The 26,402-nt window shown below is 34.4% G+C and carries 27 protein-coding genes and 1 tRNA gene; 9 read left to right on the top strand and 19 right to left on the bottom strand.

Annotation, left to right across the window (positions count from 1 at the left end; translation table 11 throughout):
• Positions 1 to 6 precede the first annotated feature (6 nt).
• Positions 7 to 672 (top strand): hypothetical protein, encoded by a 666-nt coding sequence (locus tag ABW637_RS05660; protein ID WP_367583670.1) that lies wholly within the window; start codon positions 7 to 9, stop codon positions 670 to 672.
• On the top strand, positions 653 to 1,660 hold the full coding sequence (locus ABW637_RS05665; protein WP_367583671.1) for a 2-hydroxyacid dehydrogenase: 1,008 nt from the start codon (positions 653 to 655) through the stop codon (positions 1,658 to 1,660). The genes ABW637_RS05660 and ABW637_RS05665 overlap by 20 nt, the downstream gene beginning before the upstream one ends.
• On the opposite strand, the gene ABW637_RS05670 is transcribed toward ABW637_RS05665, so the two are convergent.
• The 9 genes from ABW637_RS05670 to ABW637_RS05710 form a co-directional block, all read right to left on the bottom strand.
• The gene (locus tag ABW637_RS05670; RefSeq protein WP_367583672.1) at positions 1,649 to 2,062 is read right to left on the bottom strand and encodes a YeeE/YedE family protein; all 414 of its coding nucleotides are present in this window, start codon (positions 2,060 to 2,062) and stop codon (positions 1,649 to 1,651) included. The genes ABW637_RS05665 and ABW637_RS05670 overlap by 12 nt on opposite strands.
• 4 nt (positions 2,063 to 2,066) lie before the next feature.
• Positions 2,067 to 2,624: a YeeE/YedE family protein gene (locus tag ABW637_RS05675; protein ID WP_367583673.1), complete on the bottom strand. Its 558-nt coding sequence runs from the start codon at positions 2,622 to 2,624 to the stop codon at positions 2,067 to 2,069.
• A gap of 64 nt (positions 2,625 to 2,688) precedes the next feature.
• The gene (locus tag ABW637_RS05680) at positions 2,689 to 3,309 is read right to left on the bottom strand and encodes a class I SAM-dependent methyltransferase (protein WP_367583674.1); all 621 of its coding nucleotides are present in this window, start codon (positions 3,307 to 3,309) and stop codon (positions 2,689 to 2,691) included.
• Between the two features lie 17 nt (positions 3,310 to 3,326).
• Positions 3,327 to 4,739, bottom strand: a complete 1,413-nt coding sequence (locus ABW637_RS05685) for an MBL fold metallo-hydrolase (RefSeq protein WP_367583675.1) — start codon at positions 4,737 to 4,739, stop codon at positions 3,327 to 3,329.
• Positions 4,740 to 4,858: 119 nt separating this feature from the next.
• Positions 4,859 to 5,656, bottom strand: coding sequence for a sulfite exporter TauE/SafE family protein (locus ABW637_RS05690; RefSeq protein ID WP_367583676.1), 798 nt, complete (start codon positions 5,654 to 5,656; stop codon positions 4,859 to 4,861).
• 65 nt (positions 5,657 to 5,721) lie between these two features.
• Complete coding sequence (locus ABW637_RS05695; protein WP_367583677.1) at positions 5,722 to 6,354, bottom strand: Crp/Fnr family transcriptional regulator; 633 nt, start codon at positions 6,352 to 6,354, stop codon at positions 5,722 to 5,724.
• Positions 6,351 to 7,130 (bottom strand): patatin-like phospholipase family protein, encoded by a 780-nt coding sequence (locus tag ABW637_RS05700; RefSeq protein ID WP_367583678.1) that lies wholly within the window; start codon positions 7,128 to 7,130, stop codon positions 6,351 to 6,353. The genes ABW637_RS05695 and ABW637_RS05700 overlap by 4 nt, the downstream gene beginning before the upstream one ends.
• A 10-nt stretch (positions 7,131 to 7,140) precedes the next feature.
• The gene (gene cls, locus ABW637_RS05705; RefSeq protein ID WP_367583679.1) at positions 7,141 to 8,562 is read right to left on the bottom strand and encodes a cardiolipin synthase; all 1,422 of its coding nucleotides are present in this window, start codon (positions 8,560 to 8,562) and stop codon (positions 7,141 to 7,143) included.
• Positions 8,563 to 8,587: 25 nt separating this feature from the next.
• Positions 8,588 to 9,424, bottom strand: coding sequence for a universal stress protein (locus ABW637_RS05710; RefSeq protein WP_367583680.1), 837 nt, complete (start codon positions 9,422 to 9,424; stop codon positions 8,588 to 8,590).
• A 162-nt stretch (positions 9,425 to 9,586) separates the two neighbouring features.
• Here ABW637_RS05710 and ABW637_RS05715 point away from each other — a divergent pair, with 162 nt between their 5' ends.
• Together ABW637_RS05715 and ABW637_RS05720 are read left to right on the top strand one after the other, a co-directional pair.
• Positions 9,587 to 10,570, top strand: coding sequence for a hypothetical protein (locus ABW637_RS05715; protein ID WP_367583681.1), 984 nt, complete (start codon positions 9,587 to 9,589; stop codon positions 10,568 to 10,570).
• On the top strand, positions 10,567 to 11,532 hold the full coding sequence (locus ABW637_RS05720) for a glycogen-binding domain-containing protein (protein WP_367583682.1): 966 nt from the start codon (positions 10,567 to 10,569) through the stop codon (positions 11,530 to 11,532). The genes ABW637_RS05715 and ABW637_RS05720 overlap by 4 nt, the downstream gene beginning before the upstream one ends.
• Positions 11,533 to 11,538: 6 nt before the next feature.
• Here ABW637_RS05720 and moaA read toward each other — a convergent pair whose 3' ends face one another.
• The 9 genes from moaA to ABW637_RS05765 form a co-directional block, all read right to left on the bottom strand.
• Positions 11,539 to 12,540: a GTP 3',8-cyclase MoaA gene (gene moaA, locus ABW637_RS05725; RefSeq protein WP_367583683.1), complete on the bottom strand. Its 1,002-nt coding sequence runs from the start codon at positions 12,538 to 12,540 to the stop codon at positions 11,539 to 11,541.
• Positions 12,533 to 13,444: a bifunctional molybdenum cofactor biosynthesis protein MoaC/MoaB gene (gene moaCB, locus ABW637_RS05730; RefSeq protein WP_367583684.1), complete on the bottom strand. Its 912-nt coding sequence runs from the start codon at positions 13,442 to 13,444 to the stop codon at positions 12,533 to 12,535. Before moaCB ends, moaA begins: the two co-directional genes overlap by 8 nt.
• Positions 13,445 to 13,568: 124 nt before the next feature.
• Positions 13,569 to 14,012, bottom strand: coding sequence for a molybdenum cofactor biosynthesis protein MoaE (locus tag ABW637_RS05735; protein WP_367583685.1), 444 nt, complete (start codon positions 14,010 to 14,012; stop codon positions 13,569 to 13,571).
• 9 nt (positions 14,013 to 14,021) lie between these two features.
• A complete protein-coding gene (moeB, locus tag ABW637_RS05740; protein WP_367583686.1) occupies positions 14,022 to 15,113 on the bottom strand; it encodes a molybdopterin-synthase adenylyltransferase MoeB in 1,092 nt (363 codons plus the stop codon).
• Positions 15,114 to 15,124: 11 nt separating this feature from the next.
• Entirely contained in the window at positions 15,125 to 15,361 is a 237-nt protein-coding gene (locus ABW637_RS05745; RefSeq protein ID WP_367583687.1) for a MoaD/ThiS family protein, read from the bottom strand.
• Positions 15,345 to 15,929 (bottom strand): molybdenum cofactor guanylyltransferase, encoded by a 585-nt coding sequence (mobA, locus tag ABW637_RS05750; protein ID WP_367583688.1) that lies wholly within the window; start codon positions 15,927 to 15,929, stop codon positions 15,345 to 15,347. Before mobA ends, ABW637_RS05745 begins: the two co-directional genes overlap by 17 nt.
• A 17-nt stretch (positions 15,930 to 15,946) precedes the next feature.
• Positions 15,947 to 16,282, bottom strand: coding sequence for a winged helix-turn-helix domain-containing protein (locus ABW637_RS05755; RefSeq protein ID WP_367583689.1), 336 nt, complete (start codon positions 16,280 to 16,282; stop codon positions 15,947 to 15,949).
• A gap of 123 nt (positions 16,283 to 16,405) precedes the next feature.
• On the bottom strand, positions 16,406 to 17,581 hold the full coding sequence (locus ABW637_RS05760; RefSeq protein ID WP_367583690.1) for a molybdopterin molybdotransferase MoeA: 1,176 nt from the start codon (positions 17,579 to 17,581) through the stop codon (positions 16,406 to 16,408).
• 591 nt (positions 17,582 to 18,172) lie between these two features.
• Positions 18,173 to 18,334: a hypothetical protein gene (locus ABW637_RS05765; RefSeq protein WP_367583691.1), complete on the bottom strand. Its 162-nt coding sequence runs from the start codon at positions 18,332 to 18,334 to the stop codon at positions 18,173 to 18,175.
• A gap of 230 nt (positions 18,335 to 18,564) precedes the next feature.
• On the opposite strand from ABW637_RS05765, the gene ABW637_RS05770 reads away from it, so the two are divergent.
• The gene (locus tag ABW637_RS05770; protein ID WP_367583692.1) at positions 18,565 to 18,882 is read left to right on the top strand and encodes a DUF6660 family protein; all 318 of its coding nucleotides are present in this window, start codon (positions 18,565 to 18,567) and stop codon (positions 18,880 to 18,882) included.
• Between the two features lie 57 nt (positions 18,883 to 18,939).
• Positions 18,940 to 21,147, top strand: coding sequence for a TonB-dependent receptor (locus ABW637_RS05775; protein ID WP_367583693.1), 2,208 nt, complete (start codon positions 18,940 to 18,942; stop codon positions 21,145 to 21,147).
• Positions 21,148 to 21,339: 192 nt separating this feature from the next.
• On the opposite strand, the gene ABW637_RS05780 is transcribed toward ABW637_RS05775, so the two are convergent.
• Positions 21,340 to 21,421, bottom strand: a tRNA-Leu gene (locus ABW637_RS05780).
• Between the two features lie 152 nt (positions 21,422 to 21,573).
• Between ABW637_RS05780 and ABW637_RS05785 the strand changes: the two genes are divergently transcribed.
• The 3 genes from ABW637_RS05785 (at position 21,574) to ABW637_RS05795 (ending at position 26,380) form a co-directional block, all read left to right on the top strand.
• A complete protein-coding gene (locus ABW637_RS05785; protein WP_367583694.1) occupies positions 21,574 to 22,962 on the top strand; it encodes a dipeptidase in 1,389 nt (462 codons plus the stop codon).
• A 269-nt stretch (positions 22,963 to 23,231) separates the two neighbouring features.
• Entirely contained in the window at positions 23,232 to 25,868 is a 2,637-nt protein-coding gene (locus tag ABW637_RS05790) for a beta strand repeat-containing protein (RefSeq protein WP_367583695.1), read from the top strand.
• Positions 25,869 to 26,008: 140 nt separating this feature from the next.
• Complete coding sequence (locus tag ABW637_RS05795; RefSeq protein ID WP_367583696.1) at positions 26,009 to 26,380, top strand: BlaI/MecI/CopY family transcriptional regulator; 372 nt, start codon at positions 26,009 to 26,011, stop codon at positions 26,378 to 26,380.
• Positions 26,381 to 26,402 lie beyond the last annotated feature (22 nt).

The raw sequence follows: 26,402 nt of genomic DNA on the forward strand, positions 1-26,402 counted from the left end.
GAAATCATGAACAAACCCTATCTGTTTTTGTTATTTATTGCAGGGCTATTTTATAGCTGTACCTCTAGCGAATTGGTTGAAAATTGGAAGAATCCTGATATTGACACTTTTGAAGCTCAAAAAGTTTTGGTTATTGGTATTACTCCTGATGAAGGTAATCGAAAAATATTTGAGAAGAAATTGGCAGGAGAATTAAAAAAAAGCGGGGTTAATGCGATAAAAAGTCTTGGTTTCTTTCAGGAAAAATTCACTACTTCACCCAGAACTGAAGAAGAATTGATGGCACTGGAAGAACAATTGATTGAACAAGGTTTTGATGCTATTTTACTTTCAAAAGTAGTGGGAGTTGAGGATAAGGTGACCGTGGTAAAAGCGTATAGAAATCTTGATAAAACGTTTAAGAGTTTTAAGGAAGATTATTATGAAAACCAGGAAATATATCATGATGAAGATTACTATGAAGAGTATCAGGTTTTTCATGCAGAATCATCATTATACTGTATTTGCCCAGAAAAAGAGAAGGAATTAATTTGGAAAGGATCTATTGATATCACTGAACCAGAAAATACCAAAAAAGCCGTGAATGACTATGTGAAAGTAGTGATTTGGGCACTAAAGGGGCAACAATTATTAATCATAGAAGAACTTACAGATGAAGATCTTGATATATAGTGCTAAGGATTTTGAAATTCCTTTTCTTGAAAAAGCAAATAGTGCAGGGCATCAAATCAAGTATATACCAGAGAGGTTAACTTTAAAAACTGCTAGATTGGCATTAGGTTTTGATATAATTTCTATTTTTTCTGCAGATGATGCATCATCGGTAGTTTTAGAGAGGTTGAAGGACTTTGGAATCAGATATATTACACTTCGCTCCACAGGATATGATAATGTAAATCTTGTAATGGCAAAAAAACTAGGAATTAAAGTGGCCAACGTTGCAGGGTATTCACCACATGCTATAGCCGAGCATGCAGTGGCTCTTTTATTGGCTTTAAATCGTAAATTAATTCAATCTAATGAACAAGTAAGCAATTACAATTTTTCATTGAGTAATCTTGTTGGCTTTGATCTCAATAAAAAAACAGTAGGGATTATCGGAACAGGCAGAATAGGAAAGGTAATCACCAGGATAATGCACGGTTTTGGTTGCAAGATCATTGTTTATGATATTTGTGAAGACCATAAGATAAAGGAGAACTATGATGCCTCTTATGTAAATCTAAAAAATTTATGTAAGCAATCTGATATCATCTTTTTGAGTATCCCACTTACTACCCAAACACATCATATGATAAATAAAGATGTGATTCAACATATGAAAAAAGATGCCATACTTATTAATGTGGCCAGAGGAGGAGTTGTATGTACCGAAGATATCATACAGGCATTAGAATTAAAAAGAATTGTTGGATATGGTACAGATGTATATGAGCATGAAAGTGGAGTCTTTTTCTATGATCATTCTAAAAATAAACCAAAGGATACTTTCTTGCAAAGCTTGATCAATTTGCCAAATGTATTACTTACTCCACATCAGGCCTTTGCAACCAAAGAAGCTCTTACTAATATTGCAGAAACTACTTTTTACAATATCAACTGCTGGCAACAACAAGGATCCGGTACAAATGAACTTACACAAAAAGAATTAGTGGGGTAGTTTATCTTTTACCAATCCATACAGGAACGTACCCAGAACAGAGGCTAAGATTACGATGATAATTGGCATATATCCAGATCCTAGTAAAACAAACATAGGTCCTGGACAGGCGCCAGCAAGAGCCCAGCCTAACCCAAAAATGATTCCGCCTAGTATATATCGGCTAAGCCCCTTATTCTTAGGATCAATTGTAATATGTTCGCCATAAAAAGATTTCATTTTATATTTTTTGATGAGTTGGATTACAATAATACCCAATCCCACCGCAGAACCAATGATTCCATACATGTGAAAAGATGCAAACTGAAACATTTCATAAATTCTAAACCAGGAAGCAGCTTCAGATTTGAATAAAACAATTCCGAAGAAAATACCAATACCTAAATATATAATTGAGCGCATACTTTTAAAAAATTAAGGGAAAAATAAGATGGATCATAACTAAACCACCAATAAAAAAACCAATCACTGCTATAAGTGACTGTAATTGTAGATCACTTAATCCGGATATTGCATGTCCGGATGTACATCCACCTGCATATCTTGCTCCAAAACCTACTAGTACACCTCCAATTATTAACAGAAGTAAACCTTTAGGATTGGTAAAGACTTCATTAGAGAACAACAAGTCTGGCATATATGCATTTCCTGCACTTTCGAAACCTTTGGATTGTAGATCAGTAATTACAGTTGTGTTTAGAGCTACCGTGGTGTCTGTTGATAAAAAATTAGTAGCAATATATCCGCCAATGATTACCCCCAAAACTACAATTAGATTCCAACGTTGTGCTTTCCAGTCAAACCTGAAAAAGTTAGACGTTTTACCAGCACCACAAATCGTACACATGGTTTTTAGATTAGACGACATGCCAAATCTTTTGCCAATCATTAGTAATAAAAACATCACTAGTGTTATTAATGGTCCAGAAACATACCAAGGCCAGGGGTCATAAATCCAATTCATAAATAATATTTTGGGGCGAAGTAATTAAATTTATAAATGCTAGTCAGTAACATATGTTACATAACTATTTTTTTCTAAATCCGCAGAAGACAAATTTTTGAGTAGTATCAAAAGGAGTATTATGATCTACATAGGTACATTTTTCTTTTTCAAAATGATTTTTCATAATATCATTCATAGATTTTTTAGAATATTGAGTGATGTCAATCCCACTACATTTTGTAGGGCCATCTTCAGAAAAAGCTCCGATGATCAAAGCTCCTCCTGCAGTTATACTATGCTGTATCGTATCTAAATAACTATTGATTTCTTCTTTTTTATTCAAAAAATGAAATGTTGCGCGATCATGCCAGATATCATACTTTTCGGTAGGTTTAAAATGGGCAATATTGGCTACGATCCATTTTATATTTTTCGCATCGCTTCCTAATCTTTTTTTAGCTTTATTCAAGGCTGTTTCAGAAATATCAAGTACAGTAATATCTTTATATCCTAAATCAAGTAAATGATCTACCAAAAAACTATCACCACCTCCAATATCAATTATTTTTGCAGTTTTAGGAAGTTCGAAATACTTTATAAAACTCAAAGACGTTTTAGGTATTTTCTGATACCAACTAACGTCTTTGAGATCTTTATTTTTATATACTGTTTCCCAATGAGTTTTGTGATTAAAATCTTCCATTGTATCCTTGATTGAACTTATTTTAGGGTAGAAGGGCACACATAATCTGTGGTTTGGACACCTACTTCTTTAATATCCTTAAAACCACCAGCAACATCGATTAAGTTGTGAATACCACGATTTTTTAAAATAGATGCGGCGATTACAGAACGGTATCCACCTGCACAATGCACATAAAAGGTTTTATCTTCTGGAAATTCTGATAAGTAATCATTAATAAAACTTAAAGGAGAATTGATTGCTTTGTCGAGGTGTTCTGCAACGAATTCACTTTCCTTACGTACATCAAAAACGGGAACTTCTTCTTTGTCGAGAACATTTTTAAATTCTGAAGCCGATATAGATGTTAAACTATCGTAGTCTTTACTTGCTTTTTTCCAGGCTTCGAATCCTCCTTCTAAGTATCCCAAAGTGTTGTCAAATCCTACACGTGATAACCGTGTAATGGTTTCTTCGACACGTCCTTCTGGTGCTACTAAAAGAATTGGTTGCTTTACATCGGCAATCAGTGCTCCTACCCAAGGAGCAAAATCTCCTCCAATTCCTATAAATATAGATCTGGGAATATGTTCTTTTACATACTCATTTTGATGTCTTACATCTAATACTACAGCACCGGTTTCATTGGCTATTGCTTCAAAATCTTCTGGAGATAAAGGTTTTCCTCCACGTTCAAGAATTTCATCAATATCGGCGTATCCTTCTTTGTTCATTTTCACATTAAGCGGAAAATATAATGGAGGAGGTAGCAATCCATCGGTAACTTCTTTTACAAATTCTGCCTTAGTCATATCTGCGCGAAGTGCATAATTCATTTTCTTCTGATTTCCCAAGGTATCTACCGTTTCCTTCATCATGTTTTTACCACATGCAGAACCAGCTCCATGAGCGGGATATACAATTACATCATCAGCCAAAGGCATAATTTTATCACGTAAGCTATCAAAGAGTGTTTCGGCTAGTTGTTCTTGTGTCATATGAGCTGCTTTCTGAGCAAGATCAGGGCGTCCCACATCTCCTAAAAATAGGGTATCACCACTAAAGATCGCATGATCTTTTCCGTCTGTATCTCTAAGAAGATACGTTGTACTTTCCATGGTATGGCCAGGAGTATGCATAGCTATGATGGTTATGTCTCCGAGCCTGAATTCTTGACCATCGTTTGCAATAACAGCTTCAAAAGAAGGATTCGCTTGTGGGCCAAATATTATATCGGCACCAGTTTCTTTTGCCAAAGTCACATGACCACTCACAAAATCGGCATGAAAATGCGTTTCAAAAATATATTTGATTTTGGCATGATCTTCTTGTGCCTTTTCTATGTATGGCTTTACTTCTCTCAAGGGGTCTATAATAGCAACTTCACCTTTACTTTCTATATAATATGCTCCTTGTGCAAGGCATCCTGTATATATTTGTTCTATTTTCATTTATTCTATTCTTTACGTATTTTCTATTTTTGAGAAGAAATACTATTTGTTTATTATTTATTTGCCAAAAATAAGGCAATTATTATTTCAATACAGTAACAATTGTTACAAACCTTGATTTAAGTTACTTCTTTAATAATTATATAAATACCCATGGCCAAAACAAACCATCCAAAACCCTTTTCTAACTTTTTACCTTCGATGTAGTTTGATAAATACATTCCTATAAAAATTCCGATTACAGAAATGGTAGTAAAAATCAATAGAAAGTTCCATTCTATTTCCAGGTTTTCTATATCACCTATAAACCCAATAAGAGATTTAATCGCGATGATTAACAATGAAGTAGCCACCGCTTTTTTCATAGGTAATTTTGCCATCAAAACCAATGCAGGAATGATTAGAAACCCTCCACCGGCACCAACGATCCCAGTTAAAACACCAACAACAAAACCTTCGATCACGATCAAAGGATAGTTATATACTACTTTGGTCTCTATTTCAATATCTTTTTTGTTGTTTTTTATCATAGAAATTGAAGCCAGGAGCATAATGATTGCAAAAAAGATCATTATCCCGATGCTCTTGGTAATTATAAATCCCTGAATACTAAAAAGCGTATCTGGAATAGCAGGAACAAGGTATTTTCTGGTGGTGTACACCGATATAAATGCAGGTATAGCAAAAACAAATGCAGTGCGTAGATCCACCAACTCTTTTCTTACATTATTAACTGTACCCACAAGAGCCGAAACTCCTACCACAAACAATGAGTATGCTGTTGCAGTTATTGGATTGATATGCATAAGGTAAACAAATACGGGAACCGTAAGTATAGAGCCACCACCACCAATTAAACCTAGTACAACTCCTATACATAGTGCTCCAGAGTATCCTAGAATTTCTGTTATTTCCATCAATTACTTTTTTGCCAAAAATAACTTTGGGAAACAGGTATTGCAGTAACATTTGTTACATAAGACTACATATGAATGACCTCGATATTATTTCTATTTAGTTTAACTCTACCATCTTGCTCAAGTTTTTTAAGTAATCTAGAAATTACGACTCTAGAAGTATGAAGGTCATAGGCTATTTCTTGATGTGTGTTATTGATAATCGTATCTTGGTTAACCTTTGTCTTCTCTGTAAGATATTTTAGTAATCGATCGTCCATTTTTAGAAAAGCGATACTATCTATAGTTTCTATGGCCTCTATTAATCGTTTGTGATAACTATCAAACACAAAGTTTCTCCAGGATTTATATTTTGTGGTCCATTCCTCCATTTTTTCAATAGGCACCATGATCAGCTTAGCATCAGTTTCGGCAATTGCTTTAATCTCACTTTTATGATTTCCCAAGCAACAAGATAATGTCATTGCACAAGTATCTCCTCGTTCTAAAAAGTATAACAATAACTCATCACCATCATTATCTTCCCGTAGTATTTTTATCGCACCACTAATAATTAAAGGCATTGATTTTATATAACTTCCTGTTTTGATTAGCTCAAAACCTTCAGGAACTTCTTTAAAAGTACCTACTTGATTAATTTCTTCGAGTAGTTCGTTTTCAAAAAGGCTGCCGTAGTTTTTTTTTATCTCTTCGATCATTTTTCTTCATTTTTTAGAAACAGTTCAATTTGCGTTTTTGCTTCTTGATAACCCAGGTCATATACTTTTTCTAAACTGCTACTATTGAAGATACCATAATTAACCAACTTTTTTGGCTGTACTACAATATCACATTGTTTAAATTTTACTTCGGCATTGGGCATTGCTCTAAGATAGTAGGCACGTTGCATTACATTATATGAGTGCTTAAAATCTGTAATCTTTGGTTTTTTTATAGGAGATACGTCAATGCCAATAATGAAGTCACATTTTTTCTTTAATGGTTCTAATGGAAAGTTATCTAGGATTCCACCGTCTGCATATAATTCTCCGCCGATCAATACAGGAGTAAAAACACCAGGAAATGCTGCTGAAGCTAATATCGGTTTAATAAGCTCTCCCGTACTAAATACTTTTGTGGTGCCTTCGACTAGATTTGTGGCTGTTATGCATAGTTTTTTCTGTAAGGCTTCGAATGAATTATCAGGAAAAAAGGTTTCAAGATCGTCCTGAAACTTTTCTGAATCTAAAAAACCAGCTTTTTTTCTGGTGAATCGATTGAATTTGAATATTGGAGTTTTTTTGAAAAAACTCTTAATCTCTTCGGGAGAATACCCACCTGCATATAAAGAGCCTACAATAGCCCCGGCGCTAGTGCCAGAAACATACTTAGGGATTATTTTGGCTTCTTCAAAAGCCTGTATTGCGCCAATATGTGCAACACCTTTAAAACCCCCTCCCGACAAAACTAACCCAATGTTCTTTGATTTTTCCATCGCTTACATATTATAAAACCGGGCTAAATATCTTGGCGATACCTTCTTTTAGTTTATCCTGCCACGGTCGTTGTACAAAAGTATTATAGTTTAACCGAATACTTTGATTACAATCATTTAAAAAATCATTTTTTAAAGCTATTGCAAAAGAATCATCATATACCACGGCATTCACTTCATAGTTTTGTTCAAAACTTCGAATATCCAGATTGGTAGTCCCAACAGAGGATACGGTATCATCGGCTACAATAGTTTTACTGTGCAAAAACCCTTCAGAGAATAAGTAAATTTTTACTCCGGCCTGCAGCAATCTTTCAAAATAAGAGCGAACACACCATCGCACAATTTTACTATCTGAATTGTCTGAAAGTAATAATCTCACATCGACTCCACTTAATGATGCTACCTTTAAGGCATCGAGAATAGATTCTCCTGGAATAATATAAGGATTCGTAATATATACATAGTCTTTGGCTTCATTAATGATAGAGAAATACATCTGCTGAGTGGCAGAAAAATCTGAATCTGGACCACTATGTACAATTTGAGCTGTAGATCCCTCTGCTTTTTGATGAGGATGAAAGTATGAAGTTTCTAAAATTTTATCATCGGTACTTACCAAATACCAATCCATTGCGAAAATAGCTTGTAGACTATGCACAATAGGACCTTTAAGTTGTAGATGCATGTCATGCCAGGTTCCTAGATTAAGATCACCTTTAACATATTTATCAGATACGTTTATACCTCCTGTAAAGGCAATTTTATCATCGATTACAATAATTTTACGATGGTTTCTGTAGTTTATTGATGATAAAAACTTACCAAATCGTATGGGCAGAAACTTATGAATTTCTACACCTATTTGCTTAAGTTTTTTAATATACCTTTTGCTTAATGATATACTCCCAATACCATCATAAAGAATACGTATTTTCACACCGGTTTTTACCTTTTTTTGAAAAAGCTCAAAAAGGCTTTTTGATAGCTCACCTTCTTCAAAAATGTAATATTCTAAATGGATGAAATGTTTAGCTTGTTCTAAAGCATTGAATATCGCTTGAAAAGTAACTTCACCATTTTTAAGTAGTTTTAAATCATTTCCTGTGCTTGGGGCAAAGTATGAGTTTCTGGTAATTAGAGAAATAATTTTATGATGTTCTGTATATTCCTCTTCGGTAATTGATGGGTATTGATCTAAAGTTTTTTCAATGTAATTGATGATTTTGGGAGTACGTTTAAGCCTATATAGCTTATTTTTTCTTCTATTTCGACCTAACATCAAGTATAATAATATCCCACCAACTGGTATTGTAAACACTGCAAGTACCCATGCCAGGGTTTTTGTAGGGCGCATGCCATTTAATAGCAACCTGAAAATAATAAAAATTCCAATTAGGATGTAAAGAGTAAGGAAAACAAAAAGTATCATAAGCCCTAAAAGGTTTTTGATCACATTAATTATGCATGATCAATAAGGGGACTCGGGTTCCATAACTAATTTTTGAAGTCTCGGATCCCTTAAAAAAACGCTCCATAAATGTTTCTCTTTTGATAAACATTGCGGTCATATCTACATCCATGATCTGTACAAAACTGTTAATGGCCAAAGCTGTAGGTACATTAATTATAGAATGAAAAGTATGATTGATTTCTTTAAAGAATTCTTTCATATGTTTTTTATCATCAAATTCTGCAACAGTAACGGTTTCATCTTCTTTAATTTTAAGTATACGTAATGAAGACTTATGTTTTGTTATGGTATCCATTAAGGGTTCTATACCTTCTGTGGTAAAGTGATCTCTATAATCAATAGCAAATAAGACAATTTTTGGGTTTTTATAGGAATATCCTTGGGGTATTGCGATTGTTGGACAATCTATTTTTCGAATAACATTTAATGTATTGCTTCCAAACACTACCTCAGAAGCACCGGTAGCACCATTGGTTCCCATAACAATGAGATCAATACTTTTGGATTTTACGGCTTGTCTTATAGCATCTGTAAAGAGGTCATAATCTGTTATTGAATGAAACGTATAGTTTTGATCTGAATATTCCGATTTTAAATCTTCAATAATAAGAGTAAGTTTCTTTTTTGCTTCGCTAATTACCGATTGATGGATCGACGTATTTGCCGGAGCCACCATGAGATCATCTGTAGTATAATTGGATGCTTTCTGAACATTAAGAAGATGAAAAGTGCAGAGTTCGTTCTTAAAAAACTCCATGGCAAAGTATATAGCATTCTTCGCATTATCAGAAAAATCGGTTGGAAGCAGGATATTTTTCATTTTGTACTGTTTTTATATCCTTAAAATTAGCCCAGATCCAATAGGATAACAATGATATTTATCATACTGCATAGGAGGTGCACTTTCTTAATCTTATATTAAAATTAGCGATAAAACATACAAAAAGTGTAACATACTGTATGGGAGAAGGTCTTATTCAACATGGGGAAGATTCTATCATTCATAGTACTGTATTTGATTTGTAATACTGCAGCTATAGCAAGTGATAATGTGTCTTGGATTTTCTCTTCAGAAACTAGTATTATATTTCCCAAAGCCGAGATTCTTAATGAATATACTGCTCGAATTCCTTTTAAACTTGTCGATCACTTAATTGTTGTAGAGGCCGAACTGCATGATAAAAAAGGGAGTTTCATAATTGATACGGGATCAGAAACATTGATGTTAAACGAAGTGCATTTTCCGCAAAGAGATCATTTTTTTACCAAAAGAAAGCAAACCTCGGGTGTTATAGCCGTGATGGACGATACATTTGAGCAACATGTAAAAGAATTTATATTACGAAATTTTAATCTGAAAAATCAAATTTCAGATATCGTTGATTTATCCCATATCGAGAAGGCAAAAAAAATGCACTTGTTGGGAATTATAGGATATAGTGTTTTAAGAGACTATGAAGTATTTGTAGATATGCATCTAAATCAAATTACTTTAACCAAGGTTGATAGATTTGGAGTTAAGTTAGACCAGAATGTCTATGCTGAAAAAATTATAGATAGTGTTGATTTTAGATTGAAAACCCACACGATTGTTATAGAAGGGTATATTGGAGATCAACACGTAAAATTTGGATTAGATACTGCCGCCGAGTTTAATCAAATAAATAAAAAACTAAGAAAAAAAACACTCAAATACTTTTATCCAAAGAAACGATTGGTATTATTAGGAGCTAGTAATAACAAGATCGAAGTTATGGCAGGAAAATTGTATCGTGTAAGACTAAGTGAAACAGTTTATTTTGGACCTATGAATACAATATTGACCAATTTAAATAAGATGAATGAAGCTTTTGGGACTGATTTGGATGGTGTTTTGGGATACGAATTTTTTCGACAAAAAAGAACAATTATCAATTATCAAAAAGAAAAGCTTTACTTTGTAGATTACCCAATATTACGAAATTGAGTAGAACAATACTATATAGCTTTATTTTTGTACTTGCTTTTGCAAGCAGTCATTCTTTTGCTCAAACCGAACCTTTTAAAGGATATAGAATAGAAGGCGATGAGCTAATCTTTACCTTTGATAAGAGAGACTATAAAATTGCCACTGCAGATAAGTTTAGGAATGTATTTGATTTTGAGGATCTGGATATAAAAAGAGTGGTAGTTGCCGGGGAGTTTAATAATTGGTCAAAGAATAACTGGAATATGACCAAGATTGATGAGAACCGATATGAATTGAGAAAAAAACTAAGTGATTTTACCGATGAGTTCTCCTGGGAATTTAAATTTGTGATCAACAATGCCTATTGGGCAGAACCTGCCAAAGAATATAGTAATGCTGTTAGAGCTTTTAAGAACGGACATGCATTACCCGCCTATAATCTAAAAATGTATATGGCTTATCCCGACAAAGAAGGCAATATTACTTTTACACTTAATGGCCATACTAAGGCAAGAAAAGTAGTGCTAAGTGGTAGTTTTAATAAATGGAATGAAAATCTATTTAGAATGACCAAGGCCGAAGATTGTTGGACAATAACTCTAAAGATAAAACCGGGAGAATACGAATATAAATTTATTGTCGATGGGGATTGGATTGAAGATCCTGATAACCCTTTAAAAAAGAGAAACGAATTTAACGAATATAACTCCTTTATAGATATTAAAGCTCCTAAAGAGTTTATACTTAATGGTAATTTAGAGGCACAAGAAGTAATTCTAACGGGGTCATTTAATAATTGGTCAGAGAATGAGTGTAAAATGACCAAAACCAAAAGCGGCTGGGTAGATACCCTTATGCTTTCTGGAGGGAAATATCATTATAAGTACATCGTAGATAACAAATGGATACTGGATCCCGATAATACCGTAAAAGAGTATGACGGCAAAGGAAATGTGAATTCTGTTTGTATTGTGAAATAGTGTAATTTACCCTCCTATTGTAATCATACTTCGATTATTATGACCATCTATTTTTTTGAATTTGTCTATAGTATCCATCCCACTACGAATTTTAAATTTAGACTGAATAGTTTTTTGAATGATAGGGGATATGGGTTTTCCTTCTCTAAGTGGTGTTAGTAAATCTGATTCTTTTGAAGAAAATAAACAATTTTTGATTTGCCCATTTGCAGTAAGACGAATTCTATTACAGCCATCGCAAAAAGGATTAGTCACCGAGCTTATGATGGCAAATGTACCTTGATATCCTTTTATTTGATAACTTTTGGTAGTATCATTAGGAGCATCTTTTAGTTTTATGATTTCATTTTTTTTGAAGTTTGAATTCACTTCGGAAAGGATTTCTTTTAGCGAAACCAGTTTATCCATATTCCATTGGTTACCATCAAAAGGCATAAATTCTATAAACCTTACATGCAAGGGTAGGTTTTTACTTAAATTAATAAAATCAATAATCTCATTATCATTGAAGCCCTTCATTAAAACACAATTTACCTTTACATGAAACCCTTCTTTCACCAGCAGCAGAATGTTTTGGTACACTTTATCAAAATAATTTCTTCTTGTGATTTCTTTATTTTTCGTAGCATCCAGGGAATCTAGGCTTACATTCAGGGTTTTGATGCCACATTTCTTAAAAAGATCGATAAACTTATCTACGATAACACCATTAGTGGTTAAGGTAAGTTGTATCGGTAGCGAAGCGAGTTTTTCTATAATCTGAGCGGCATCTTTACGGATTAATGGTTCGCCGCCTGTTAAGCGAATTTTTGTAACACCATGATCCACAAATTCTTTGGCGATAGTGTAGATCTCTTCATAGGTCATGATATGTGCCTTGGGAGATAGCTGAATCCCATCTGCCGGCATGCAATACGTGCAGCGAAGATTACAACGTTCTGTAAGCGAAATACGAAGATAATTGTGTTTTCTGCCAAATGTATCTGTAAGTATGTTGGATTTAGTCATGTCTCGCTCCTTTTAAAATTCTAAATACATGCAGTACTTCAGGAAAAATAGCTTCCATCGATTCTTTGGCTCCGTTGGTAGATCCGGGGAGTGCCATTACTAAAGTATTTTTGATCGTTCCCACTACACTTCTGGATAACATGGCATAGGGCATACGATCCTGGCCATATTTGCGAATTGCTTCTTCGATACCGGGTATTGTTCTGTCTAAAAGAGGTTTTATAGCTTCCGGAGTTACATCACGTTTTGATAAGCCTGTACCTCCGGTGTAAATGATCAAATCGGCTCCTTGTTCTTGATACTGCTTCGCTTTTTCCTGAATGATTTCTACTTCATCAGGAATAATGATGTAATCCAAAATGCCTACTTCGCAGTTTTCTAATTTTGCAATAATGGCTTTTCCTGCTTTATCTTCTTTTTTCCCTTCAGAAATAGTATCAGAACATACAATAACAGCTGCCTGAAGGTCTCTTCTAAATTTATCTTTATAGTCTGATTTCCCCCCTTTTTTCTCAAGTAATTTAATATGATGAATCTCTACCCCTTTGTCAATGGGTTTAAGCATATCATACATATTTAAGGCCACTACACTTGCACCATGCATAGCTTCGACTTCTACACCGGTTTTATATATCGTTTTTATGGTCACCAATACTGTAATATCTAAACCTTCAATTTTATAATCAATACCTGTATATTCGATAGGTAAAGGGTGGCAATCTGGTAACAAGTCGGGTGTTTTTTTTACACCAAGTAGTCCGGCTGCTTTACTCATTGCAAATACATCTCCTTTGGGTACAGTTCCTTTTTGTATGGCATCGATAGTTTCGGGTTTGCTTACTTTTACCACTGCTTGTGCAGTGGCTACTCTTAGTGTAGATGCTTTATGTGTGATGTCTACCATGTATTTTAAATAACATTTATTTATATTTCTATGTTGTCATCCCAGTGAAGACTGGGATCCATAGTACATATATCATATTCGTTTTGGATTCCAGCCTACGCCGGAATGACAAATTGGTATTTTCTTAACTATTTTGTTTCCATTGATGCGTTTGATCTTCGAAAACTTCTTTTCCAAAAACAGGAACGTCTGCTTTGATCGCTTCTACAACATATTCTAATGCTTCAAAAACTACCTTTCTTCTTGGGGATGACACAAAAACAAACAGGCAAATTTCTCCAGCATTTACTCTTCCTAAACTATGATAAATATGCATACAAGTAAGGTCAAATTTATCGAATGTAGCTTCTCTGATTTCATGAAACTTTTGATTCGCCATTTCTTCATAAGCGGTATAATCGATTGCGGTAATAATTTTACCATCAATCTCATCGGCACGTACTTGACCTAAAAAGATATTATGAGCTCCAATACTAGTTTTAGTTTGATGCTTTGCAATAGATTCACCAATAAATTCTGATGAAATGGCACCTTGTTTAAATACGTTTTTTGGTTTCTTTTTTTCCATATATAAATTCTAAACTTCTTTTAACATTTGGTATTCAGAAATTGCAACAGCTCCTCCTTTTACATGTGATACATTTTCAAACCCATTGGCTAAAAGAATTTCTACCGCTTTTTTACTTCGAATACCTGATTGACAAAACACTATGGTTTCTTTTTCTTTATCTAGATCATTTATTTGCTGTTGAAGATTACCCAAAGGAATACCACTAGGGTTCAGGTTTTCGATTTTTGGTTGTTCATAAGCTTCTCGAACATCAATAAACTGGACCTCTTCTAACAGGAATACATCTTTTGCCGTAATTTCAGAAACTTGTTTGATACCACAAAAAAGATCATAATCTATAGTTTCAAAGTTTTTTGCAGAAGCAAGCACTTTTGATATTTCAGAGGAAACGCGGTTAATAGAAAATGACGAAGATTGCGCTGTTAGACTATCATACATCAAGAGTTTCCCGTTAAGGACATTACCTAGATTTAAAATTATTTTTAATACTTCATTAGCCTGCATGCTCCCTATAATGCCGGGCAATACGCCTAAAACTCCGATCTCGGCACAAGAAGGAACGCTTCCTGCTTTTGGAGGATCGGGGAAAAGGCACCGATAAGAAGGACCATTTTGATAATTAAATACAGATACTTGACCTTGATACTTAAAAATAGCAGCATATACCAGAGGTTTGTCTGTAATTACACAAGCATCATTCACCAAATATCGAGTAGAAAAATTATCAGTCCCGTCAACAATAATGTCATATTCAGAAAAAAGAGTCAATGCATTCTTTGTGGTTAGTTTCTCTGGATATGCATTGATCATTATTGAAGGGTTGAGGTCTGTAAGCCTGGCTTTGGCTGCCAAAGATTTGTTTTTCCCCAAAGAATTATCACCGTACAACACCTGGCGATGCAGGTTAGAAGCCTCTACTACATCAAAATCAATAATGCCAAGAGTGCCAATACCAGCTGCAGTAAGGTATTGCAAAACTGGGCACCCCAATCCACCTGCTCCTATAACCAATACTTTGGATGCATTAAGTTTTTCCTGACCAGATTCACCTATCTCTGGCAGTATAATTTGTCTGTTATATCGATTGCTTGATTTCATTTTATTTTTAATTATCCTCCTGCAAAAGGAGGTAATAATGCAATTTCTGCTTCGGTATTAATAACATAGCTATGATCTACCAATTGTTGATTAATAGCCACTTTAAAATCTTTTTTGCCTAATTCTGGGTATTGGGTTCTCAATTTTTTCAGTAACTCAGACACAGAACAGCTTTCAGTATAGAATTGTTCTTCGGTAATTGTTGTGGCTTCGGCCAACATTCCAAAATATTTAATGGTCAATTGCATCCCTAATTGCTTTTAAATCTTCAATGGTATTAATATTTGTAGTCAGGTATTGTTCTTTTTCTGAAACAGGAATTGTTTTTACCTGTAGTTCATGCATGAGCATACGTAAACGCCTCTCGCCCTTAGTAAGCAGTTCCAGGCATTTTTCTGTACACCTTTTTTTATAGACAGCGATTAACGGCATTGTTTTTCCTTCGACCTCAAACTGAATGATATCATGATCTTCTTTTTCATTTTGCAATAACTGTTTTAAAAATGAAGTAGTAACCAATGGGACATCGCAACTTACTACCAAATTATTTTCTGTGGTTGAATAGGTTAATCCCGAATGCAATCCCGCTATCGGGCCAGATTCTGGTATAATATCTTCAACTCTTTTGATTCCAAATACATCATAATCCGAATTACCGCTGACTATAACAAGTTGTGATACTAATGGTCGAATCGCTTCGATGATATGTTGAATAAAAGGCTTATCATCAAGTAGTACAAGTCCTTTTTCACTTTTCATTCTGGAGCTTTTGCCTCCAGCCAGTATAATTCCGGTTATATTTTTTTCTTCATTCATTTTAAAAATAAAGGAGCTTAAAGAGAAATTTGTTGTAACTCATGGTCTAAAAATTCCCAACATTTTTGATTAATAGTATCAAAGGTTTTTATTACCTTCTCTCCATAAATCGTAAGAGAGGCACCGCCACCGCCTTTTCCACCGGTAGATGTAATTACCAAAGGCTCTTGGGCAGTTTTGTTCATGCTATCGAGTAGATTCCATGCTTTTTTATAAGACATTTCTAAAGTACTTGCTGCTTTGCTCAAAGAACCTGTTTTTGCTATTGCTTTTAACAAACGAACTCTTCCTTCACCCAGGAATACTCCGTCTTCAGATTCTATCCAGATTCTACTCTTAATTTTATAGCCCATGATTACCGTTTGGTTTTTAAAGATACAACGATTTTCTTAGGTTAGATTTTCTTTATCTAAATTTTAGCAAATAAAGATTTTGAAACTAGATTATTTGATGATAATTATCATCTTTCACCTTTTTTATGGCAAATTAATGATCTGTAAAGCATCACCAGGGCCAACCTCGGTAACTTCTTCTGGGAGATATACAATAACATTTGCTAGTGCAAAAGACCGAAGCATTGAAGACGCCTGGCCATCTAAAATAGTAACTTTTTGATCTTTTACAGTTGCTTTTAAGAACTCTGCTCGTTCTCCTTTTTTAATGTAGGTACCATCTGAAATAGCTGTACTTCGTGGTAAACTATTCTCTGCGTATCCCGAGATTTTGAGCAATGCCGGAATTACATAAATATAAAAACAACTTAGTGATGAAGCAGGATTACCGGGTAATGCGAATATGGTAGTGTTATCTTTTTCGGCAAAGAAGAGTGGTTTTCCTGGTTTTTGTTTCACTTTGTAAAAGATTTCTTCAACTCCTATATCACGAAGTGCCTTACCAGCAAAATCATAATCTCCTACCGATATCCCACCAGAAATCAAAACTACGTCATACTCTTGTAGTGCTTTTTCTAGGATGGTTTTGGTAGCGTTATATTCGTCTTCAACTTTATAAAATTCAATGTTAGAAAACCCAGAAGCATTAAGTGCTGTGGATAGCATCACAGAATTACTTTCATAAATCTGACCGTGTTGTAAGGATTGCCCAGGGGGGATTAATTCATTTCCTGTTGCAATAATGGCAATAGAGGGTTTTTGGTACACTTCGACATGAGTAATCCCCAAAGTTGCCAAATACCCTATCCCAGCAGGTGTGATTACAGTTCCTTTAGCTAGTGCGATTTCACCTTTTTTTATTTGTTCACCTTCGGGGCGGATATTTGAGTCTAGCGAAGCTGCCTCTTGCAAAACAACTGTGTTATTATCGATAATGACTTTTTCTTGCATTACAACGGCTTTTGCACCAGAAGGTACAGGAGCCCCTGTAAAAATTCGAATGGCTTCTCCTTTTGCAATATTTGGATCGGTATTATCACCAGCTTGTACTTCGCCAACCAGGGAAAACGATTTCTCTTCTACAGAACCCAAAGCATAGCCATCCATAGCCGATTGTCTAAATGGAGGCATATTGATAGGAGATACGATGTCTTTTGCTAACACAGATCCTATAGATGCTGATACAGCAATAGTAGTAGTTTTTTCTGTGGTTTTTGTGTACTTATTTACGAGTCGAATGGCTTGTTCTACAGATGTCATGAGCTAATTTTCGTTGTGCATGTAAAGATAAAATGAATTTAGGATAGAAATTCATTCTTTTTTAGAATATTTGAAAGTTAGCCTTCATCAATTACAAGAAAATAGTAAAATCGTTTTCCAATCTTTTTATTTCATTTTTGGTCACTTTTAAGAGTTTTTTTAGTTTCCTTTTTTTAATTCTACATTTTGTAGTCAACAAATCCTTTTTAGATCTATATATTAAGGATTCACAATAATTTATACGATTTGGATTAGGGAGTTTAGAAATGACCTTTTTATACAAATCATCGATCTCGATCAATGTTTTTTTGGAGTTTTTTTTAAATGAGAACATGGTAGTTCAATTTAGGGAGTTGTTAAGTAGTTGGGCATTTTTATTACTATACTTGCATCAATATTTATTCCCTAATCATGATAATAATCTTAAGGTATGTTAAGATTTGGTTCTATTATGTTATCCAGAAGAAATGTTATGCTAAAAAAACAGCTACAGATATAAACCTGTAGCCGTTTTTGTATTTATGATACCCTGGGATTTGTAAGCTTAGAGTTATCTGGTTATTATGTATAAGTAATATATGCGTTCCTTGTTTAGTAGCGGGAAGGGTTGGTAAGTATTGTTAAGCTATATTGTTGTTGGAAATGGGTACCTGTTTCAGGGATTAAATTTCCACCTTTAATAGTGTTCATGTTGTCTAGTTTTGTAATTGAAACTTTGTCTAATGACAGTTTTGAATTTTCAGATTTTTTCATGATATATACTTTTTTATAATGCCTACTCTGTTAAAGGCTTTTCGGTTTTCGCCTATAGTATTTAATTGATGTTGATCTACATAGTGTTCTGGAAATAGCAAAATCTTACCCACCAATTACGTTTTTTGAAGTATGACAAATAAAAAAAGCCATAAGCAAAATGCCACTAAACTTTTGCAGGATATTAAAAAATAAGACGTCATAAGGTGTATTTCTTTTATCTTTGCACCATGAAATTCTTAACTATCATATTATCATTATATTTTTTTGCACTTAATTTTGTTCCGTGCGAAGATGCATATTCCGATATTGATGATGTTCAAGCTGAAATTTCTCAAAATTTGGATATTGACTATGATCATAATGGATCTGATCAATGTTCCCCGTTTTGTCAATGTCATTGTTGCCATGTGCATGTGATTAATTTTAATATTGTACAATTTGAAACACAATTAGCTTATATTTCTTCTAAGATTTTCTCTCATAACGAAGGAATTATTAAAGATATAGCACTCCCTATATTACAACCACCTCAATTAATTGGTTAATACATAAAGAAACATACTGTGTTTCAATTATTTTTTATCAATTAAATTACTCATTAAATGAATATACAAAATGTAAGCCTGTGGGGTATCGCATTACTTTGTGTTTTACTATCTCAACAGAGCGTTGCACAGGATTCAATCGAAACAAATACTATAGAAATTAAAGTCTTAACAGAAAAAGAAGCATTACCAGGTGCATCTGTATATATCAAATCTTTAGAAAAAGGTGCGATTACAGATATTGATGGGATAGCCCGAATAGAAGGTATATCCAAAGGAGAATATAGTGTAATGATTTCTTTTGTTGGATATGAGGAAGTAGAACAATCGATACAAGTACCCCTAAAAGATCCGTTGGTTTTTTATCTTAAAGAAAGTGCAAATACTTTGGATGCTATTGTTTTACAATCTACCCGAAGTACAAGAACCATAAAAAGAATTCCAACACGGATTGAGTTCATTGGCGCAGAAGAATTAGGCGAAAAAGTAGCAATGAATGCATCAAACATTGCCATGGTGTTAAGAGAGAGTACAGGTATACAAATGCAACAAACATCATTGAGTAGTGGTAATACCAATATCAGGATCCAGGGATTAGACGGTAGATACACTCAGTTATTAAGAGACGGTTTTCCATTATATGGTGGTTTTTCTAGTGGATTAAGCATATTACAAATTCCACCTGTAGATCTTAAACAATTTGAAATTATAAAAGGAAGTTCTTCTACACTTTATGGTGGGGGCGCTATTGCAGGATTGGTAAATATGGTTTCAAAAACACCAAAAGAAGATCCACAGTTAGATATTATGTTTACCCAAACGCAAGCCTTAGGAAGTACTTTTAATACTTTTTATGCAGAGCGTAAAAATAAATGGGGCTGGGCATTATATGGCTCTGGACATTACCAAAAAGTATATGATCCAGAAGATGATGGTTTTAGTAATTTACCAGAAACGAAATCGGTTACTATTAACCCTAAACTCTTTTATTACCCATCAAAAAATACCACATTATGGTTTGGTCTTAACGGTACCTATGATGATAGAAAAGGAGGGGATGTTTCAAAGATAGAAGATGGGGAAAATGGTATTCATCAGTATACCGAAGAGAACATTTCGAAACGGTTAAGTTCTCAGGCAGTATTTGAAACTAAAATAGATGATCAACAATCTGTTACTGTTAAAAATAGTGTAGCCTATTTTGATAGAAATCTAACGATACCTGATCTTACGTTTGAGGGGAGCCAATGGAATACATTTACCGAAGCTACATATCAAAAGCGTGGAGAGAAAGCCGATTGGGTATTGGGTGCCAACCTATATTCTGTATCATTTGATGAAGATTCTCAATCTATTGAGAGAGATCAAAACGATATTACCTATGGATTATTTGTCAATAATATATATGATTTTTCAGAGCATTGGATTTTAGAAACTGGGCTAAGAACAGATTATGCTCAGGATTGGGGATTCTTTGCTTTACCAAGAGTTTCATTACTATACAAATCCAATAGCTCTTTTACAAGTAGAATAGGGGGTGGTTTAGGATATAAAATCCCCGATATTTTTACCGAAGAAGCAGAGTTTGTTAATTTTAGAGATGTACAGCCAATCGATAAAGATGCTTTAGAAGCAGAACGTTCCTATGGTGTTAATTTGGATTTTAATTACCAAACCCAATTAACAGATGAAATAGGATTCTCTATAAATCAGTTATTTTATGTTACCGCAATTCGCGATGGCTTATTATTAAATACTAATAATAGTGCAGGTTTATTTCAGTTTGAAAATGCAGAGGGAGATATCATAAGTAAAGGTGCAGAAACCAATATCAAGTTTACCTATAAAGATTTTAGATGGTTTTTAAATTATGCGCTTATCGATACCAGATTAAATTATTTACCAGGTAATCCTCAAAAACCACTTACAGCAAAGCACAATGGCGGTAGTGTAGTAATGTATGAAACTTCAAAATGGAGAATAGGGTATGAAACCTATTATACAGGAACACAGCTACTATCAAATGGGATAAAAACAACAGATTTTGTGACTATGGGGTTATTGGCCATGCGCAATTTTAAATGGGGAAGCACTTTTGTAAATTTTGAAAACTTTACCGATAGAAGGCAAAGCAGATTTTCGCCATTGGTGTTACCGCCCCACAATAACCCTACATTTTCCGAGATTTATGCTCCAACCGATGGATTTATATTTAGTATAGGGATTATTTTAAAACCTTTTGGAGGTGAGGACCATCATGAATAGAAAACCGTATCAATGATTTAATTCAAATAAAAAAGCCGAATCGCGTGATTCGGCTTTTTGTTTTACTGTGCGAGCGAAGAGATTCCCTTCGACTCCTACGTGGCTCAGGATAAACTTCTCGTTTCTCCCAAATAACATCAAGATTTTGCATACAAAAAAAGCCTCTCGATTAAGAGAAGCTTTTTAGTTCGGTGCGGGCGGAGAGACTCGAACTCTCACACCTCGCGGCACTAGATCCTAAGTCTAGCGTGTCTACCAATTCCACCACGCCCGCATTTTGAATTTTGTACCACTTAGGACTTAGTACAAAAACACTCACTTTTATTAGTAAGCGGGTGCAAATATAAACAATAGTTTTAAAATAAAAACAACCTTCTTAAAAAATATAAACTTTTAGTACTTTTAAGCCTAAATTAACTCAGATTCATGCAAAATATAAATACTTATGTTCAAGAGCACAAAGATCGATTTATAAACGAGCTTATTGAACTACTTAAAATTCCATCGGTTAGTGCAGATACTGCCTATAAAGATGATGTTATAAAAACGGCTAACGAAGTACTTAAAAGCCTTAAAGATGCGGGTTGTGATCAGGTCGAAATATGCGAGACTCCTGGGTATCCTATTGTTTACGGAGAGAAAATTATTGATAAGAACCTTCCTACGGTCTTAGTATACGGGCACTATGATGTGCAACCGCCAGATCCAATAGATCTTTGGGATAGTCCACCGTTTGAACCTGTAATCAAAAACACAGAAATTCATCCCGAAGGGGCAATTTTTGCACGTGGATCATGTGATGATAAAGGACAAATGTATATGCACGTCAAAGCCTTGGAGATTATGACAAAAACTGGGCAATTGCCATGCAATGTAAAATTTATGATCGAAGGCGAAGAAGAGGTTGGAAGTAAAAGCCTCGGCTGGTTTTTAGAACGCAATCAGGAGAAGCTGGCTAATGATGTAATTTTGATTAGTGATACCGGGATGATTGCCAAGGATGTTCCTTCGATTACAACAGGATTGCGTGGTTTAAGTTATGTAGAGGTCGAAGTCACCGGACCAAACAGAGATCTGCATAGTGGACTTTATGGAGGCGCAGTTGCAAACCCGATCAATATTCTCACCAAAATGATTGCATCTTTGCATGACGAGAACAATCATATTACGATTCCTGGTTTTTATGATAAAGTTGAGAATTTATCAAACGATGAGCGAACGCAAATGGCAAAAGCACCATTTTCTCTTGATGCATATAAAAAATCATTAGATATTAACGCGGTATATGGAGAAGAAGGATATACTACGAATGAACGTAATTCTATTCGACCAACATTAGATGTAAACGGAATATGGGGTGGGTACACAGGAGAAGGAGCAAAGACCGTTATTGCCAGTAAAGCCTATGCAAAAATATCGATGCGCCTAGTGCCCAACCAAGACTGGGAAGAAATTACAGAATTGTTCAAAACACATTTTGAAAACATGGCCCCAGACGCAGTTACAGTAAAAGTAACACCACATCATGGCGGACAAGGATATGTAACTCCAATAGATAATATTGGATATCAGGCTGCTAGTAAAGCATATCAGGATAGTTTTGGTAAAACTCCTATCCCACAGCGTAGTGGTGGTAGTATTCCTATAGTTTCTTTATTCGAAAAGGAATTGAAAAGTAAAACGATCCTTATGGGGTTTGGATTAGATAGTGATGCAATACACTCACCAAATGAACATTTTGGAATATGGAATTATCTAAAAGGCATAGAAACCATCCCTCTTTTTTATAAATATTTTACAGAACTGAACAAATAGTTAATTAATAGTACCCTGATCGTAGATCAGGGTATTTTCTTCTCATTCATATCATTGTACGATGATACTGAATGAAACATCCTACATTAAGATAGACGCACAGCTTCTTTTATCGAAAATGTAAAATTACACCTACATATTACTTTTTTAAAATTGTAGTTTTATTGAGGTTACCCCCTTTTATACTTATCTCAAAAATTTCATGTTAAACATTGATTTGATGAATTCGAATTAATGAAAATCAAATTTTTAACCATAAAAACTCTACAATGAAAAAAACAATGCTAAGCGTTTTAGCGCTAATCAGTGTGGCATGTACGTATGCCCAAACTAATGTTACAGATGTTAATCAGTCTGGTATTGATAATGTTATAGAAATTTCCCAGGAAGGGGTGCGAAATTCTTTAGTGATCAATCAAGATGGAGATGATAACACGATAGAAGTCATACAAGGCACCGAAGGAGATATTATTGGTGATGGTTTTATCACTCAAATCCAATTGGGGAATGAGAATAGTGCATTTGTACAACAAAAAGGAGAATTTAATCAAGCTTTTCAGAATCAAACAGGGGATCGAAATAGTGCAAGGGCAGATCAAGGGAATACAGTAAATGGTAATATAATTAGGCAGAATCAAGAAGGGATTTTAAATACCGTAGACGCATCTCAAACAGGAGGATCTCTCAATGATTTAATACAAAATCAAATAGGAGATTCTAATAGTGCTTTTGCTACTCAGTCAGGAGAAAATGCGCAAATTGGGCAAACCCAAAATGGAATGGGTAATACTGCAAACGCAATGCAGAATGGTGAACAAGGGATTGCCGCTATTTTTCAAACTCAAATAGGAGATTTAAATGTTGCAACAGCAGAATCAGCAGGTTTTGGAGGTAATTTATCACAACAACAAGACGGGATAGGTAATTCAGCAAATTTTATCGTTTTTGGCGGCGAAACTGATGGTTCTCAAGTACAAATAGGAGATTCTAATCAAGCAACCGCGGCAAGTTCAGATTCTAATTCTAGAATACGACAAAACCAAAATGGAGCAGGGAATATAGTTCTAATCAATCAAAATTTTGGAGGATCTAATAATGTTGAACAAACACAACAAGGAGACCTTAATACCGCTACGGCTAATCAAAACAGTACCTTTTCTACACTACTACAAACCCAAATAGGTGTATTAAATAATGCAATAGCTACACAGTCAGGAAATGGTGTGATAGAACAAACCCAAAACGGAACAGAGAATACAGTAGAGACTATTCAATCTGGATTTGTAAATACAGCGGTCAGTACTCAGGAAGGGATCTTAAATACTATTGTACAAACCCAAACAGGAATAGAAAATAGAGTAGAAGCTTTGCAAATCAATGATGTTTTTAATAATGATAGTAATAGTATATCTCAAGTACAAGAAGGGAATAAGAATAGCATAAGTACTGTGCAAAGCGGTGAGTTTAATGCTGCGCAAGCGATTCAGAATATTGATGTTTCTGAAAATACTATAGAACAAAACCAAAATGGGTCGGGTAATACTGCAATTGCGAGTCAAGGCACAAATCCTAATTCTGATTCTGATCCGTCTAACACTATTAAATTCGGTAACGAAATCGTACAGATGCAAAACGGTAATGCTAATGAAGCAACGGCAAGTCAAAAATTTGGCGGATCATATCGTATTATTCAAACTCAAACAGGAGATCTAAATCGTGCTATCGCAATACAAAGTTCTCTCGCCGATATTGATGCTATTAGTAATAGTATTGTTCAAACTCAAACAGGAGAGTCTAATAACGCAGATGCGCTTCAAACGGCAGATTTTGAGAATAGTATAATTCAAATTCAATCGGGGATAAGCAATCAAGCAAATGCAAATCAATTTGCACTTACCTTTAATAGTATAGAACAAGAACAAGAAGGATTCTTTAATACAGCTAATGCCATTCAGGATTTTGGAGGTAGTATTACCCAAACTCAGTTAGGAGAGTTTAATGATGCCGTTGCACAGCAAACAGGTGAATATGCTTTAATTGGTCAAACTCAAAAAGGGACCAATAATATGGTAAGAGCAGTACAAAATGGTCAAGCAGGAATTGCTTCAATCTTTCAAGAACAAGATGGTTTTGATAACTCTGCTTATGCAGAAACAAATATTTTTGGAGGTAATATTTCACAACAACAAGATGGTTTCGAAAACTCTGCTTCTTTTATTGTTTTTGGAAGTGAGACCGATGGTTTTCAAACTCAAACAGGAGAAAGAAATGTAGTTTCTGCAAGAACTACAGATTCTAATTCAAGAATTAGACAAACTCAAAATGGACTTAGTAATTTTGCTTTTATTAACCAAGAAAATGGTACATCTAATACTATAGAACAAAGTCAAGACGGAGGTCGTAATAATGTAGTTGCCAATCAATCTGGTTTTTTCTCTTCAATACTACAATCTCAATCGGGTATTGAAAATCAAGCAACAGCAACCCAATTTGGGAGCAATGTTATAGAACAAACCCAAAATGGAGCAGAAAATATAGTAGAAACAACACAATCAGGAGGTGTAGGAAATATTGCTATAAGTACTCAAGATGGGTTTACCAATGTTTCAAGACAAACCCAGTCTTCGGGAGAGTCCAATATTGCTCAAGCAATACAAGGTAATGATGGTTTTGTTAGCCAGGGGAGTACGATATCTCAAACCCAAACCGGTAACGAAAATAACGTACTAACTATACAAAATGGGATGGGTAATTATAGCGAAACTACCCAAATAGGAAATACCAATATGATAAATAATACGCAGCTTGGAGAAAACAATAGTTTTATAATTTCTCAAAATGGAGACATGCTTTCTACAACAATAATTCAAAGTGGAGAAGGAAATACAATAACTGTATTTCAGTAAGTTATGTAGATTTTAAATTAAAATCAGGTATGTTAACCTCAAGGGCTTTATACAGCTTTTGAGGTTATTTTTTTAGTAATTATTTGAAAATATAAATTTTTATTCTACATTTGTAGAGTTAATTCTAATTAAGTAGAGCAATGCAGTTATCAAAAGCCGAAGAACAACTCATGAAATATCTCTGGAAACTAGAGAAAGGATTTATGAAAGACCTCCTTGATGCGTTCCCAGAACCCAAACCTGCTACCACTACTGTGGCTACATTGCTCAAAAGAATGAAGGATAAAGGTTTTATTGATTATAAGCTTTATGGTAAATCAAGAGAGTACTATCCTTTGGTAAAAAAGACAGACTATTTTTCTAAACATGTAAATGGTATAATCAAGAACTTTTTTAACGACTCAACATCGCAATTTGCTTCGTTTTTCACTTCTGAAACTAATATGTCAACATCAGAATTAGAAGAACTCAAAAAGATAGTAGATCAACAAATTAAAAAGCAAAAACAATGATAGCGTATTTAGTAAAATCGTC

This window comes from Aquimarina penaris (assembly GCF_040786285.1).
Classification (GTDB): domain Bacteria; phylum Bacteroidota; class Bacteroidia; order Flavobacteriales; family Flavobacteriaceae; genus Aquimarina.

Coding starts and splice junctions, on each gene's coding strand:
- ABW637_RS05660 (WP_367583670.1), top strand. CDS start 7: ATGAACAAACCCTATCTGTTTTTGTTATTTATTGCAGGGCTATTTTAT.
- ABW637_RS05665 (WP_367583671.1), top strand. CDS start 653: ATGAAGATCTTGATATATAGTGCTAAGGATTTTGAAATTCCTTTTCTT.
- ABW637_RS05670 (WP_367583672.1), bottom strand. CDS start 2,062: ATGCGCTCAATTATATATTTAGGTATTGGTATTTTCTTCGGAATTGTT.
- ABW637_RS05675 (WP_367583673.1), bottom strand. CDS start 2,624: ATGAATTGGATTTATGACCCCTGGCCTTGGTATGTTTCTGGACCATTA.
- ABW637_RS05680 (WP_367583674.1), bottom strand. CDS start 3,309: ATGGAAGATTTTAATCACAAAACTCATTGGGAAACAGTATATAAAAAT.
- ABW637_RS05685 (WP_367583675.1), bottom strand. CDS start 4,739: ATGAAAATAGAACAAATATATACAGGATGCCTTGCACAAGGAGCATAT.
- ABW637_RS05690 (WP_367583676.1), bottom strand. CDS start 5,656: ATGGAAATAACAGAAATTCTAGGATACTCTGGAGCACTATGTATAGGA.
- ABW637_RS05695 (WP_367583677.1), bottom strand. CDS start 6,354: ATGATCGAAGAGATAAAAAAAAACTACGGCAGCCTTTTTGAAAACGAA.
- ABW637_RS05700 (WP_367583678.1), bottom strand. CDS start 7,130: ATGGAAAAATCAAAGAACATTGGGTTAGTTTTGTCGGGAGGGGGTTTT.
- cls (WP_367583679.1), bottom strand. CDS start 8,562: ATGATACTTTTTGTTTTCCTTACTCTTTACATCCTAATTGGAATTTTT.
- ABW637_RS05710 (WP_367583680.1), bottom strand. CDS start 9,424: ATGAAAAATATCCTGCTTCCAACCGATTTTTCTGATAATGCGAAGAAT.
- ABW637_RS05715 (WP_367583681.1), top strand. CDS start 9,587: ATGGGGAAGATTCTATCATTCATAGTACTGTATTTGATTTGTAATACT.
- moaA (WP_367583683.1), bottom strand. CDS start 12,540: ATGACTAAATCCAACATACTTACAGATACATTTGGCAGAAAACACAAT.
- moaCB (WP_367583684.1), bottom strand. CDS start 13,444: ATGGTAGACATCACACATAAAGCATCTACACTAAGAGTAGCCACTGCA.
- ABW637_RS05735 (WP_367583685.1), bottom strand. CDS start 14,012: ATGGAAAAAAAGAAACCAAAAAACGTATTTAAACAAGGTGCCATTTCA.
- moeB (WP_367583686.1), bottom strand. CDS start 15,113: ATGAAATCAAGCAATCGATATAACAGACAAATTATACTGCCAGAGATA.
- ABW637_RS05745 (WP_367583687.1), bottom strand. CDS start 15,361: ATGCAATTGACCATTAAATATTTTGGAATGTTGGCCGAAGCCACAACA.
- mobA (WP_367583688.1), bottom strand. CDS start 15,929: ATGAATGAAGAAAAAAATATAACCGGAATTATACTGGCTGGAGGCAAA.
- ABW637_RS05755 (WP_367583689.1), bottom strand. CDS start 16,282: ATGGGCTATAAAATTAAGAGTAGAATCTGGATAGAATCTGAAGACGGA.
- ABW637_RS05760 (WP_367583690.1), bottom strand. CDS start 17,581: ATGACATCTGTAGAACAAGCCATTCGACTCGTAAATAAGTACACAAAA.
- ABW637_RS05765 (WP_367583691.1), bottom strand. CDS start 18,334: ATGAAAAAATCTGAAAATTCAAAACTGTCATTAGACAAAGTTTCAATT.
- ABW637_RS05770 (WP_367583692.1), top strand. CDS start 18,565: ATGAAATTCTTAACTATCATATTATCATTATATTTTTTTGCACTTAAT.
- ABW637_RS05775 (WP_367583693.1), top strand. CDS start 18,940: ATGAATATACAAAATGTAAGCCTGTGGGGTATCGCATTACTTTGTGTT.
- ABW637_RS05785 (WP_367583694.1), top strand. CDS start 21,574: ATGCAAAATATAAATACTTATGTTCAAGAGCACAAAGATCGATTTATA.
- ABW637_RS05790 (WP_367583695.1), top strand. CDS start 23,232: ATGAAAAAAACAATGCTAAGCGTTTTAGCGCTAATCAGTGTGGCATGT.
- ABW637_RS05795 (WP_367583696.1), top strand. CDS start 26,009: ATGCAGTTATCAAAAGCCGAAGAACAACTCATGAAATATCTCTGGAAA.